This is a genomic window from Modicisalibacter ilicicola DSM 19980, from assembly GCF_900128925.1.
Classification (GTDB): Bacteria; Pseudomonadota; Gammaproteobacteria; order Pseudomonadales; family Halomonadaceae; genus Modicisalibacter; species Modicisalibacter ilicicola.
Map to the genome: position 1 here is coordinate 82206 of NZ_FQUJ01000009.1, position 12442 is coordinate 94647.

The following is a 12442-nucleotide window of genomic DNA, read 5'->3' on the forward strand; positions in this document are numbered from 1 at the left end:
GTGATCGACATGCTCATGTGGCTATTCAAAGGCACCTGGTCGCAACTGCGCACCCTGGGCATGGTCTTCATGCATGCCTTTCGCAGGCGGGAAACGATCAATTACCCGGAAGAGAAGGTCTATCTGCCGCCGCGCTACCGGGGCCGCATCGTGCTGACCCGGGACCCGGACGGCGAGGAGCGCTGCGTGGCCTGCAACCTCTGTGCGGTGGCCTGCCCGGTGGACTGTATCTCGCTGCAGAAGGGCGAGAAGGAAGACGGTCGCTGGTACCCGGAGTTCTTCCGCATCAACTTCTCGCGCTGCATCTACTGCGGCATGTGCGAGGAGGCGTGCCCGACCTCGGCGATCCAGCTCACTCCGGACTTCGAGATGAGCGAGTATCGCCGCCAGGAGCTGGTCTACGAGAAGGAGGATCTGCTTATCAACGGTCCCGGCAAGGACCACGACTACCACTTCTACAAGGTGGCCGGCCTCGCCATCGCCGGCAAGGACAAGGGGCGCGCGCAGAACGAGGAAGAGCCGGTGGACGTCAAGTCACTGCTTCCCTAGGAACTCATTCACCAGCAGGAATGAAAAATGGAAGTCGCCTTCTATCTGAGTGGTCTCGTCGCCGTGCTGGCGACACTGGGAGTCATCACCAACACCAATCCGGTTCATGCGCTGCTCTACCTGGTCGTCTCGCTGATCGCCGTGGCGCTGGTGTTCTTTTCGCTGGGGGCCCCCTTCGCCGCGGCGCTGGAGGTGATCGTCTATGCCGGTGCGATCATGGTGCTGTTCGTCTTCGTGGTCATGATGCTCAACCTGGGGGAAGCGGTGGTGGCCCAGGAGCGGGCCTGGCTCAAGCCGCGCACCTGGTTGGGGCCCGCGGTACTGGCGGCGGTGTTGCTGCTGACACTGATCGCCGCGTTGTGGCGTGGCGACATCGGGTTGGTGATCAGCGGCGAGACCCTGACCGCCAAGGCGGTGGGGACGACCCTGTTCGGCCCCTGGCTGCTGATCGTCGAACTGGCGGCGATGCTGCTGCTGGCGGCGCTGGTGACGGCGTCCCATGTGGGACGCCTCGCCGCCCCGGACAAGCCGCCGATGCACCAGGAAACCGGAGCAAGGAAGGAGGTGCGATGAGCGGTGTACCGATGGAGCACGGCCTGGTGCTGGCAGCGATACTCTTTGCGCTGGGCCTGGCGGGACTGATGTTTCGCCGCAACATGGTGTTCATCCTGATGAGCCTGGAAATCATGCTCAACGCGGCGGGGCTGGCCTTCATCGTCGGCGGGACGGCCTGGGGCCAGCCCGAGGGGCAGGCGATGTTCCTGCTGGTGATCACCCTGGCTGCCGCGGAGGCCAGCGTGGGGCTGGCCTTGCTGATTCAGCTCAATCACCGTTTCAAGACCCTGGATACCGATGCCGCCAGCAGGATGCGTGGATGATGGAACTCTCGATGTCGCTACTCTTGCCCCTGACCTTCCTGCTGCCACTGGCCGGCACCTTGATCCTGGCGCTTTCCCGCGGCCGGCTGGGCGAACGTGCCAGCGCGACGGTGGGCGTGACGAGCCTGGCGCTGGCGGCGCTGGCGACCCTGCTGATCGCGCTTCGGTTCATCGCCGAGCCGCGCACCTACGGCGTCACCCTGTGGCAATGGATCAGCGTGGGCGACTTCCAGCCGAGCATCGGTCTGGCCCTGGATGGCCTGTCGTTGACCATGCTCGGCATCATCACCGGGGTGGGGTTCCTGATCCACCTGTTCGCCGCCTGGTACATGCAGGGCGAGGAGGGCATCACGCGCTTCTATGCCTACATGAACCTGTTCGTGTTCAGCATGGTGCTGCTGGTGCTGGGCGACAATCTGCTGCTGCTGTTCCTGGGCTGGGAAGGCGTCGGCCTGTGCAGTTACCTGTTGATCGGCTACTACTACCAGCATTCGGCCAACGGTTGGGCCGCCTTCAAGGCCTTCATCGTCACCCGGGTCGGCGATGTCTTCCTGGCCATCGGCATGTTCCTGCTGTTCTTCGAGCTGGGCACCCTGGACATCGCCGAGATCCTGCGACGCGCTCCGGAGGTGTGGGCGAAGGGCGATCCGACGGTGGAGCTGGCAGCGCTGCTGATGCTCGGCGGCGCCGTGGGCAAGTCGGCACAGTTGCCGCTGCATACCTGGCTGGCGGACGCCATGGCCGGCCCCACACCGGTATCGGCGCTGATCCATGCGGCGACCATGGTCACCGCCGGGGTCTACCTGATCGCACGCATGAACGGTGTGTTCCTGCTGGCGCCGGACGTGCTGCAGCTGACCGGGGTGATCGGTGCCCTGACACTGCTCATGGCGGGCTTCGCCGCACTCGCCCAGACCGACATCAAGCGGGTGCTGGCCTATTCGACGATGAGCCAGATCGGCTACATGTTCCTGGCCCTGGGGGCCGGAGCCTTCGATGCGGCGGTCTTCCACCTGATGACCCACGCGTTCTTCAAGGCACTGCTGTTCCTGTCCGCCGGGGCGGTCATCATCAGCTGCCACCACGAGCAGGACATGCGGCGCCTGGGTGGCTTGTGGAGGCGCCTGCCCCTGGCCTACGCCGGCTTCATCGTCGGCGGCTCGGCACTCGCGGCGCTGCCGCTGGTCTCCGCCGGCTTCTACAGCAAGGACGAGATTCTCTGGCAGGAGCTGGTGACCGACCATGGCGGCCTGCTGCTGGCGGGCATGATCGGGGCCTTCCTCACTTCGCTGTACACCGTGCGCCTGATCATCCTCACCTTTCACGGCGAGACGAAGAGCGACAACGCCCGGAACGCCCAGGCCGGGCGCGGCCTGGTACATGGCCTGCCGCTCGTCGTGCTGGCGCTGCTCTCGACCTTCCTGGGCGCCTGGATCGAGCCACCGCTGGAAGGCGTGTTGCCGGCCCCCGCCGAGGGCGAGGAACTCTGGCACCTGATCCTGGAAATCGTCGCCGCCGCCGTGGCGATCGCCGGCATCGTCCTGGGCGCCTGGCTCTACCTGCGGCGTCACGACTGGCTCGCCAAGCGCACGGCAAGCGGCTGGGGGGCTCGGCTCTGGGCGTTCTGGAACCAGGCCTGGGGATTCGACGCCCTCTACGATCGGCTGCTGGTGAGACCCTATCGCCGTCTGACCCGGCTCATGCGGGGCGATGTCATCGACGGGCTGTGCGGTCTGACAGCCAAGCTGGCCTGGCTGCTGCACCAGGGGCTTTCGAGGACCCAGACCGGCAAGTTGCGTTTCTATGCCACCTCGATGGTGGCCGGCGCGACGCTGTTGCTGCTGGTGCTGGCCCTGGCGCCCTGAGGTCGTCGCGGTTGCGCAAGGAAGTGGACGGGTTCTTCTGAGATGAGACGACACGAACAAGGAAAGCGACGCTTATGACCCTGGTCTGGCTGATCCTGATTCCCTTCATCGGTGGGCTGCTGTGCTGGCAGACCGAGCGGATGGGCACGATGCTCCCCCGCTGGATAGCACTGGGCACCATGCTGCTCGAGCTGGCGATGACCCTGGGGTTGTGGCTTTACGGCGACTTCCGCTTGCCGGAAGCGGGGGGCGGCGCCTCCCAGTGGGCCATGGAGTGGCGCGTCGCGTGGATCCCGCGTTTCGGCATCGACGTGCACCTGGCGCTGGATGGCCTCTCCCTGGTGCTGATCGCCTTGACCGGCTTTCTCGGCATGCTGGCGGTGGTCTGCTCCTGGAAGGAGATCGTCGGCCGCGTCGGCTTCTTCCACCTCAACCTGCTGTGGATCCTGGGCGGTGTCGTGGGTGTCTTCCTGGCCATCGACCTGTTCCTGTTCTTCTTCTTCTGGGAAATGATGCTGGTGCCGATGTATTTCCTGATCGCCCTGTGGGGACACAGCGGCTCCAAGGGCAATACGCGCATCGGCGCGGCCACCAAGTTCTTCATCTATACCCAGGCCAGCGGCCTGCTGATGCTGGTGGCCATCCTCGGCCTGGTCTTCGCCCACCATGCCGCGACCGGCGAATACTCCTTCAGCTACGACGACCTGCGCAACACGCCGCTGTCCGACGAGATGGCGATGTGGCTGATGCTGGGTTTCTTCATTGCCTTCGCGGTCAAGCTGCCGGTGGTGCCACTGCATGGCTGGCTGCCCGATGCCCATGCCCAGGCCCCCACCGCCGGCAGCGTGGACCTGGCCGGCATCCTGCTCAAGACCGCGGCCTACGGCATGCTGCGCTTCGCCCTGCCGCTGTTTCCCGAGGCCTCCCAGGCCTTCGCCCCGATCGCCATGGGGCTCGGGGTGCTGGGGATCTTCTACGGCGCAGTGCTGGCCTGCGGCCAGCAGGACATCAAGCGCCTGATCGCCTACACCAGCATCTCGCACATGGGGTTCGTGCTGATCGGCATCTATGCTGGCACCCAACTGGCCCTGCAAGGCGTGGTGATGCTGATGGTGGCCCACGCCTTTTCGGCGGCGGGCCTGTTCATCCTCAGCGGGCAGATCTACGAGCGCCTGCACACCCGCGACATGACCCGCATGGGTGGCTTGTGGGGGCGCCTGGGCAGCCTGCCCGGCTTCTCGCTGTGCTTCGTCGCGGCCTCGCTGGGGATGCCCGGTACCGCGAACTTCATCGGAGAATTCATGGTACTCTTCGGCACCTTCCCGGTGGCGCCGGTCGTGGTGGCCGTCTCCAGCGTCGGCCTGGTGCTGGCCGCCATCTACTCGCTGTTCCTCATGCAGCGCGTGCACTACGGCCCCGCCCAGGGGGAGGAGCCCCTCGCCGGCCTGGACCGACGTGAATACACCATGATGCTGGGACTCCTGGCCCTGGTGCTGCTGTTTGGCCTGTACCCGCAACCCTTGCTCGAGACCACCGGGGCAGCCATGAGCGAGATACAGCGCCTGTTCGCCGATCCCGCGCTGACGTCCACCACCTTGCCGATGAGGGCCTCATGACGTTGACGACGACCCACCTCGTGGCACTCCTGCCGCTGATCCTGGTCTGCGCGACGGCCATCGCGGTAATGCTGGGCATCGCCTGGCGGCGTCACCATGCCGCCACGGTGCTGGTCACGGCCATCGGGCTCAACCTGGCCCTGCTGTCGTTGCTGGTCGTCTGGCAGGTGACCCCCATCGAAACGCCCTTGCTGGTCGTCGATGGCCTGACGATATTCGCCACGGCCCTGATTCTGGTGTCGGCGCTGGCCTGTACCACCCTGGGCCACGCCTATCTGGAGCATTACACCGGTCCCGCCGAGGAGTTCTACCTGCTGCTGCTGTGTTCCGCGGCGGGGGGCATGGTGCTGGCGGCCAGCCAGCATCTGGCGACGCTGTTCTTCGGACTCGAGCTTCTTTCCATGCCGCTTTACGGCATGCTGGCCTACGCCTTCCACGAGCGCCGTTCCCTGGAAGCCGGCATCAAGTATCTGATCCTCTCCGCGGCGGCGACCGCCTTCCTGCTCTTCGGCATGGCGCTGCTCTATTCCCAGACCGGGCGTCTGGACCTGGCGGGGCTGGCGAGCGGCTTCGCCGAGGACAATGCCTGGGCACTCGCGGGAGCGGGCATGATGCTGGTGGCCCTGGGCTTCAAGCTCTCCATCGTGCCCTTCCACCTGTGGGCACCGGACGTCTATGAAGGCGGGCCGGGACCTGCCGCGACCTTCCTGGCCTCGGTGAGCAAGATTGCGGCCTTCATCATCCTGCTGCGCCTGGTCGTGGTATCGCCGGCCTTCCAGGGGGAGTGGTTGCAGGAAACACTGGTCGTCCTGGCACTGGCGACCATGCTGGTAGGCAACCTGCTGGCATTGACCCAGTCCAATCTCAAGCGGCTGCTGGCCTATTCCTCGATCGCGCACTTCGGGTACCTGATGGTGGCGCTGGTGGTCAGCGATGGCCTGGCGAAGGAAACCGCCGGCGTCTATCTGATCACCTACGTCGTCACGGTACTGGCGGCCTTCGGAGTCATCACGGTACTCTCCAGCCCCTACGGCGGGGCGGACGCAGCGGCGCTGCACCATTACCGGGGCCTGTTCTGGCGGCGACCCTACCTTACCGCGGTGCTGACCATCACCATGCTCTCTCTGGCCGGCATTCCCTTCACCGCTGGCTTCATCGGCAAGTTCTATATCGTCGCCCTGGGTGTCGAGGCCGAACGCTGGTGGCTGGTCGGCGGCATCATCGTCGGCAGTGCCATCGGGCTCTATTACTACCTGCGCGTGATGGTCACGCTGTTCCTGGTCGAGGCCGGCATGCGTCGCCGGGACGCGCCCCATGACTGGGGTGTCCGGGCCGGAGGCGTGGTGGTGATGGGGCTGGCGTTGCTGGTGCTGCTGCTGGGGGTCTATCCCGCGCCGATGATCGAGTGGGTCAGGGTGCTGGCGGCGACCAGCATCGGATGAGCGCGCGGCAGGTCGCGGACACCGACGACCGGGCTCGCGAGGCGAGCCCGGTCTTGTCAGCACGTCTAGCGGGTCACTCGCCGGTGGTGTCCCCTTCGGGGTTGCGTGCGTTGTAGTAGGCCTGTTCGGAGATGGCGTGGTAGTCGACCACCTTCTCCTGGAAGGCACGGTAGGAGTCGTGGATCTTCTTGGCCATCTCGTTGGTTTCGGCCAGTTCCGCCACCACGTCCTGGGAGTGCTTCTTGGCCTCGGCCAGCACGTCGTCGGGGAGACGGCGAAGCTCTACGCCGTGTTCGTTGACCAGGGACTCCAGCGCATCGTTGTTGCGCGCGGTGTATTCGTCCAGAACGTCCTGGTTGACGTCGCGCACGGCGGTCCGCAGGATTGCCTTCAAATCGTCGGGCAGCGACGCCATGGCGTCCTCGTTGACGATCGCCTCGAACATCACCGTCGGCTCGTGCCAGCCTGGGTAATAGTAGTAGTCGGCCGCCTGGTGTAGACCGAAGGCCAGGTCATTGTAGGGACCGATCCATTCGGTGGCATCGATGGCGCCGGACTGCAGCGAGGTGAAGATCTCACCACCGGGCATGTTGACGATGGCCACTCCCATGCGGCTCATCACCTCGCCGCCGAGCCCCGGCATGCGCATCTTGAGGCCCTCGAGGTCGGCCACGGAGTTGATCTCCTTGTTGAACCAGCCGCCCATCTGCACGCCCGAGGCGCCTGCGACCATGACATCGACGCCGAACGGGTCGTAGAGCTCGTTCCACAACTCCAGGCCGCCACCGTAGTGCAGCCAGGCGTTCATCTCCTGGGCATTCATGCCGAAGGGCACCGCGGCGAAGAACTGGGCCGCCGGGGCCTTGCCCTTCCAGTAATAGGAGGCGGAGTGCCCCATCTCGGCGGTGCCTTCGGACACCGCGTCGAAGACCTCGAAGCCGGGCACCAGCTGACCGGCCCCATAGACCTCGATGGTCAGGCGGCCATCGGACATCTCATCGACCAGCTTGGCCAGGCGCTCCGGCCCCTGGCCCACGCCGGGGAAGTTCTTGGGCCAGGAGGTGACCAGCTTCCACTCGAAGGTCTCCTGGGCCTGGGCGGTGTTGTCGATCGCGGTTGCCAGCCCCAGACCGGTCGCGGCGGAGGTCATGGCGATGGCGAGAGTAAGAGTCTTCAGTTGCATGGCGCGTTTCCCCTTGTTGTGTCGTTGAACGCTTCGGGTTGGTCGAGGCAGGCGGGCGGCCTGCCGGATGATGCCTGGGTATCGTGGTCGACTATCGCTTAGGGAATCACTGCATAAATGCCTAAACGAACGAATTGCTGCGTTGCGCGGTGCTGGTGCGCCAGCCCGGTAGAAACTCGCCTAACCCCATGTTATGTCTCGTTTTCTGCGCTCCGTGCGCCTTGCAGCGTAGCGACGCCCGCTTATTTCGCTCGGCGATTTATTCAGCAATTCCTTAGAACTGCTCCGGCAGCCAAGTGGCCAGGCCCGGGAAGAATGCCAGGGCCACCAGCATGGCAAGCTGCAATACGATGAACGGGATGACTCCTCGATAGATGGCCGAGGTGGGCACCGATTCGGGGGCCACGCCGCGCAGGTAGAACAGCGCGAAGCCGAAGGGCGGCGTCAGGAACGAGGTCTGCAGGTTGATGGCGATCATGATCCCCAGCCATACCGGGTCAAGCCCCATGGCCAGCAGGATCGGGCCGACGATCGGTACTACCACGAAGGTGATCTCGATGAAATCGAGGATGAAGCCGAGCAGGAAGATCACCAGCATCACCACCAGGGTGGCGCCCACCACGCCGCCGGGCATGTTGTTGAACAGCTCGTGGATCAGCTCCTCGCCCCCATAGGCACGGAACACCAGGGAGAACAGCGCCGCACCGATCAGGATCAGAAACACCATGGTGGTGACATGGGTGGTGGAGCGCAACGCTTCCTTGAGGGTCGCGAAGTCCAGCTGGCGATAGGCCAGCGCCAGCACCAGGGCGCCGAAGGCACCCACGGCGGAAGCCTCGGTGGGCGTGGCGAAGCCGCCCAGGATGGAGCCCAGCACGGCGATGATCAGCAGGATGGGCGGTACCAGTCCCTTGAGAAGCAGGGTGCCCAGACCGCCCTGATGGCCGAGTTCGGCCATCAGCTCCTGGCGATCCGCCGGGGGCGCTGCCTGGGGCTTCAGCCAGGCGATGGCCGCGACATAGCCGATGTACAGCGCCACCAGCACCAGACCCGGCACCAGGGCTCCCATGAACAGGTCGCCCACCGAGACCGTCTTGGGACTGAAGATGCCCATCGCCAGCTGCGCCTGCTGATAGGCAGACGACAGCACATCGCCGAGCAGCACCAGGGCGATGGACGGGGGGATGATCTGGCCCAGGGTGCCGGTGGCACAGATGGTGCCGGTGGCCAGCGACGTGCTGTAGCCCCGCTTGAGCATGGTCGGCAGCGAGAGCAGGCCCATGGTGACCACGGTGGCGCCGACGATGCCGGTGGATGCCGCCAGCAGCATGCCGACCAGGGTCACCGAGATGCCCAGTCCACCGCGCAGCGATCCGAACAGCAGCGCCATGGCGTCGAGCAGGGTTTCGGCGACCTTGGACTTTTCCAGCAATACCCCCATCAGCACGAACAGCGGCACGGCCAGCAGGGTCTGGTTGGTCATGATGCCGTAGAGGCGGTTGGGAAAGGCGGAGAGGAAGCTGCCGTCGAAGTTGGCATCGATGCCCAGGGCTTCCAGGCCCATGCCCAGCCCCGCGAAGGCCAGGGCCGTACCGGCCAGGGAAAGGGCCACCGGATAGCCGAACATCAATACCGCACAGATCACCGCGAACAGCACGAGAGGCATGAATTCCAGCATTACAGGCGCTCCTCGGCATGGTCCTCGTCGTCCCGGGGCGGGAGGCGCCCGGCAATGATCAGGCCGTTGCGCGCGATCTCGACGACACCCTGCAGGCACATCAGCCCCGCGAAGATCGGGATCAGCGTCTTGAGCAGGAAGACGCCGGGAAGGCCGCCGGATTCCGGCGAGCCTTCCAGAATACGCCAGGACTTGCCGACGTAGCCCAGGCTCGTCAGCACCACGAAGATCATCACCGGCATCAGCAAAAACAGCGTACCCAGCAGGTCGACCCAGGCCTTCTTCTTCGCGGTCATGCCGCGGTAGAAGATGTCGACGCGCACATGGCCGTCGTGCTTCAGGGTATAGGAGGCGGCGAGCAGGAAGACGACGGCATGCAGGTACATGACCGACTCCTGCATCGGGATGCTGTTGAAGTTGAACAGGTATCGCAGCACCACGATCAGGAATTCGACCAGCATCATGATCAGGACCAGCCAGGCCAGGGTCTTGCCCAACCGTTCGGTGATGCCGTCTATCCAGGCCAGCGGAGCGGGCAAGGATGAAGCACGATTCATGGAGTCCTCTTGTTCTGGGGGAGGTCGTTGTCGACTTGAATCATCATGACATAGCCGGTGATGTCGGCCGCGACGAGTGCGCCGGGTGGTCTCACGCAAAATCTACGCTAGCGTGAACGCTGGCCAAGGGCACGGCAATGACTCATTGGTCTGATGCGTGGTGGATCGCCTGATGGCAGGCCGTCGGCAGACGGATGTCCACGGACAGCGGCAGGTGGTCCGAGAAGAGCTGATCCAGCGCCCTGGGGGCATCGGCTTCCAGGGAGGTCGAGAGCAGGATGTGGTCCAGGGCACGCCGGGGCTGCCAGGCGGGATAGCTCAGCAGGGGGCGCACCGGATACAGCGGCAGTGCCATGCAAAAACGCGAGTGGGCGTTCAACTGGTCGGGGGTACAGTTGAGATCCCCCATGACCACCACATGCTTCAGGGGCGTGATCAGCTCGCTGAGATAGTCGAGTTGACGAATCCGGCCCCGCCGGCTCAGGGCCAGGTGGGCCACGAACACGTGCAGCGCGTCGGGCCCCTTGCCGTAGCGGGCATGCAGGGCACCGCGCCCGGGCAGGGTGCCGGGCAGGCGGTGTTCCTGAATGTGGCTGGGGCGCAGGCGTGACAGCAAGCCGTTGCTGTGCTGGGCGACGCGTCCCAGGTTGCGGTTGAGCTGCTGGTAGTGGTATGGAAAATCGGCCTGATGCGCCAGGTACTCCACCTGGTTGACATTGCCCGAACGAAAGCTTCCGCCGTCCACTTCCTGCAGGCCGACGATATCGAAATCACCGAGCACCTTGCCCATGATGTCCAGACGGCTGCGTCGTCTGGGATTGGGAAGCAGGTGCTGCCAGCTACGCGTCAGGTAGTGATGATAGGCCGATGTCTGGATGCCGACCTGAAGGTTGAAGGTCAGCAGCCTCAGCGTGTGAGCACGGCCCTGGTCTGCGGCAAGAGCGTGCGTCACCTCATTCCCCTTGCGTGTCGCCTTCGCTGCGCACCTTCTCGACCAGGGCCTCGGCAATCTGCGGCATGTTGTCGAGACTGCCGGCGCTATCGGGGGTGATGACGTAGCGCCCATCGACGATCAGCGCCGGTACCCCCATCAGCTGGTAGGCGCGCATCCTGGCATGGGCCTGGTTGATTCGGCTCTTCACGCCGAAGGACGTCAGCGCCTCTCTGGCCTCTTCCTCGCTGACCCCGTAGTCGCTGAAGAAGGCCGCGATATCATCGACCTGGGTCAGCTTTTTTCCTTCCTGATGGATGGCATCGAAGAAGTCGCCGTGGACCTCCTCGAGAATTCCCAGGCGCTCGGCGGCAAAGAACGCCGTGGCATGGCGAGTCCAGACGTCTCCCATGGTGGCCGGAAGGCGCCGGAAGACGACGTCCTCCGGCAGCTCCTCGACCCAGGCATCGAGGGGCCCTTCCAGGTCGTAACAATGAGGGCAGCCGTACCAGAAGGCCTCGGTGACCTCGATCTGGCCCTCATCCACGCTGGTGTCGACCGGGGTGTCGAGCACGCGGTAATCCTGGCCCTCGACCGGGGCCGCTGCGGCCAGCGTCGACAGGCTCAAGCCTGCGATGATGGCAATCCACTGTTTCCACATTCGTCGGTACTCCTCGATGATCCTTGGGGTCGCCCCAGTGCAAGTGAGGCCGTTGGCGCAGGCATGACCTGCACGGCATTGGCTTTGCTATATAGTGAACGACAAGGGTTCGTGGCGCCATGACGATAAAAGGCGGCACAGGCCGCCTTTTATCGCAGTTATCCCAGGCCTCGGTTCAGTGCAGGCCGTTGACGTAGCTGGCCACGGCTTCCATGTCCGCATCGCTCATCATGGAGGCAATATCGCGCATGATGGCGTTGGGGTCGTTGCTGCGCTCGCCTGTGGCGAAGGCCTGCAGCGTCGTCACCGTGTATTCGGGATACTGCCCCGACAGGGCCGGGTACTTGGCCGTGTTGATGCCCACCCCGGTCGGCATGTGACAGCCTATGCAGGCGGGAATGCCCTTGGCCAGATCGCCGGCCTTGTAGAGGGATTCACCCCGGTCGACCAGTTCCGGATCGGCCTGGCCGAGATTGGGGTCCTGGTTGGCATAGAAGGCGGCCAGGTCGGCGATGTCCTGCTCGTCGAGGTTGTCGACGATTCCCGCCATCTGTGGCACGGGGCGTACACCGTCACGGATCTCGGTGATCTGTTTGATCAGGTAGTCGGGCTGCTGGCCCGCCAGGTGGGGGAAGGTGGGGGTCGGGCTGATGCCCTGCTGACCGTGACAGGCCGTACAGGTCTGGGACTTCTCCCGTCCCGCCGCCGGATCGCCCTCGACCGTCTCGCTGTTCTGGGTTTGTGCGTGAGCCACACCCACGAACCCCATGATCATTGCCAAGCCTGCCAGTAACTTTCTCATCGCTATTTCACTATGCCGTTTCGTTGTGTCTGGAGTCAGCCTCCGGGCGTCGGGCCTCGTCGTGTCTGCGGCTCGACCGGTTCGCTGTCGATTCGATGCGGGTGCTACACTCGAACGCTGCGATTTTCCTTGCGCATCCTAGTTCGTCCCGGCGCGAAATAAAATATCCGCGTAGTATATCGAATCCCCCCGGCCGCGTGAATGTAGCCATAATGCCGCACCCGGAACCCAGTGTCCGCTGCACGAGACCTATCATCCTAGCCAGCAAGAGATTTCCTGT

The 12442-nt window shown here is 64.5% G+C and carries 12 protein-coding genes; 6 read left to right on the forward strand and 6 right to left on the reverse strand.

Annotation, left to right across the window (positions count from 1 at the left end):
• Window positions 1-9: 9 nt before the first annotated feature.
• From nuoI to nuoN, 6 genes are all read left to right on the forward strand, one after another.
• Window positions 10-549: an NADH-quinone oxidoreductase subunit NuoI gene (gene nuoI, locus BUA41_RS11300; protein ID WP_072823029.1), complete on the forward strand. Its 540-nt coding sequence runs from the start codon at window positions 10-12 to the stop codon at window positions 547-549.
• A gap of 27 nt (window positions 550-576) precedes the next feature.
• Window positions 577-1122, forward strand: coding sequence for an NADH-quinone oxidoreductase subunit J (gene nuoJ, locus BUA41_RS11305; protein ID WP_072822869.1), 546 nt, complete (start codon window positions 577-579; stop codon window positions 1120-1122).
• A complete protein-coding gene (nuoK, locus tag BUA41_RS11310) occupies window positions 1119-1427 on the forward strand; it encodes an NADH-quinone oxidoreductase subunit NuoK (RefSeq protein WP_072822874.1) in 309 nt (102 codons plus the stop codon). Before nuoJ ends, nuoK begins: the two co-directional genes overlap by 4 nt.
• Window positions 1424-3292 carry an NADH-quinone oxidoreductase subunit L gene (gene nuoL, locus BUA41_RS11315; protein WP_245791906.1) on the forward strand — a complete coding sequence of 623 codons (1869 nt, stop codon included), beginning with the start codon at window positions 1424-1426 and terminating at the stop codon, window positions 3290-3292. Before nuoK ends, nuoL begins: the two co-directional genes overlap by 4 nt.
• A 74-nt stretch (window positions 3293-3366) precedes the next feature.
• On the forward strand, window positions 3367-4908 hold the full coding sequence (gene nuoM / locus BUA41_RS11320) for an NADH-quinone oxidoreductase subunit M (RefSeq protein ID WP_072822879.1): 1542 nt from the start codon (window positions 3367-3369) through the stop codon (window positions 4906-4908).
• Window positions 4905-6350 carry an NADH-quinone oxidoreductase subunit NuoN gene (gene nuoN / locus BUA41_RS11325; protein ID WP_072822881.1) on the forward strand — a complete coding sequence of 482 codons (1446 nt, stop codon included), beginning with the start codon at window positions 4905-4907 and terminating at the stop codon, window positions 6348-6350. Before nuoM ends, nuoN begins: the two co-directional genes overlap by 4 nt.
• Window positions 6351-6423: 73 nt before the next feature.
• Here the strand turns inward: nuoN and BUA41_RS11330 are convergent, their stop codons facing one another.
• From BUA41_RS11330 to BUA41_RS11355, 6 genes are all read right to left on the reverse strand, one after another.
• Entirely contained in the window at window positions 6424-7533 is a 1110-nt protein-coding gene (locus BUA41_RS11330; protein WP_072822883.1) for a TRAP transporter substrate-binding protein, read from the reverse strand.
• Between the two features lie 274 nt (window positions 7534-7807).
• The gene (locus BUA41_RS11335; RefSeq protein ID WP_072822885.1) at window positions 7808-9211 is read right to left on the reverse strand and encodes a TRAP transporter large permease; all 1404 of its coding nucleotides are present in this window, start codon (window positions 9209-9211) and stop codon (window positions 7808-7810) included.
• Window positions 9211-9768 carry a TRAP transporter small permease subunit gene (locus BUA41_RS11340; RefSeq protein WP_072822887.1) on the reverse strand — a complete coding sequence of 186 codons (558 nt, stop codon included), beginning with the start codon at window positions 9766-9768 and terminating at the stop codon, window positions 9211-9213. The genes BUA41_RS11335 and BUA41_RS11340 overlap by 1 nt, the downstream gene beginning before the upstream one ends.
• Window positions 9769-9910: 142 nt before the next feature.
• Window positions 9911-10720 carry an endonuclease/exonuclease/phosphatase family protein gene (locus tag BUA41_RS11345; RefSeq protein WP_072822889.1) on the reverse strand — a complete coding sequence of 270 codons (810 nt, stop codon included), beginning with the start codon at window positions 10718-10720 and terminating at the stop codon, window positions 9911-9913.
• 1 nt (window position 10721) lies between these two features.
• Entirely contained in the window at window positions 10722-11360 is a 639-nt protein-coding gene (locus tag BUA41_RS11350; RefSeq protein WP_072822892.1) for a thiol:disulfide interchange protein DsbA/DsbL, read from the reverse strand.
• A 175-nt stretch (window positions 11361-11535) separates the two neighbouring features.
• Entirely contained in the window at window positions 11536-12162 is a 627-nt protein-coding gene (locus BUA41_RS11355; protein WP_072822894.1) for a c-type cytochrome, read from the reverse strand.
• Window positions 12163-12442: the final 280 nt, after the last annotated feature.

Excerpts from the sequence above, each read along its gene's own strand:
- BUA41_RS11355 (WP_072822894.1), bottom strand. The coding sequence starts at position 12,162 with ATGAGAAAGTTACTGGCAGGCTTGGCAATGATCATGGGGTTCGTGGGT.
- BUA41_RS11350 (WP_072822892.1), bottom strand. The coding sequence starts at position 11,360 with ATGTGGAAACAGTGGATTGCCATCATCGCAGGCTTGAGCCTGTCGACG.
- BUA41_RS11340 (WP_072822887.1), bottom strand. The coding sequence starts at position 9,768 with ATGAATCGTGCTTCATCCTTGCCCGCTCCGCTGGCCTGGATAGACGGC.
- nuoL (WP_245791906.1), top strand. The coding sequence starts at position 1,424 with ATGATGGAACTCTCGATGTCGCTACTCTTGCCCCTGACCTTCCTGCTG.
- BUA41_RS11335 (WP_072822885.1), bottom strand. The coding sequence starts at position 9,211 with ATGCTGGAATTCATGCCTCTCGTGCTGTTCGCGGTGATCTGTGCGGTA.
- nuoM (WP_072822879.1), top strand. The coding sequence starts at position 3,367 with ATGACCCTGGTCTGGCTGATCCTGATTCCCTTCATCGGTGGGCTGCTG.
- nuoK (WP_072822874.1), top strand. The coding sequence starts at position 1,119 with ATGAGCGGTGTACCGATGGAGCACGGCCTGGTGCTGGCAGCGATACTC.
- BUA41_RS11330 (WP_072822883.1), bottom strand. The coding sequence starts at position 7,533 with ATGCAACTGAAGACTCTTACTCTCGCCATCGCCATGACCTCCGCCGCG.
- nuoN (WP_072822881.1), top strand. The coding sequence starts at position 4,905 with ATGACGTTGACGACGACCCACCTCGTGGCACTCCTGCCGCTGATCCTG.
- nuoJ (WP_072822869.1), top strand. The coding sequence starts at position 577 with ATGGAAGTCGCCTTCTATCTGAGTGGTCTCGTCGCCGTGCTGGCGACA.
- nuoI (WP_072823029.1), top strand. The coding sequence starts at position 10 with ATGCTCATGTGGCTATTCAAAGGCACCTGGTCGCAACTGCGCACCCTG.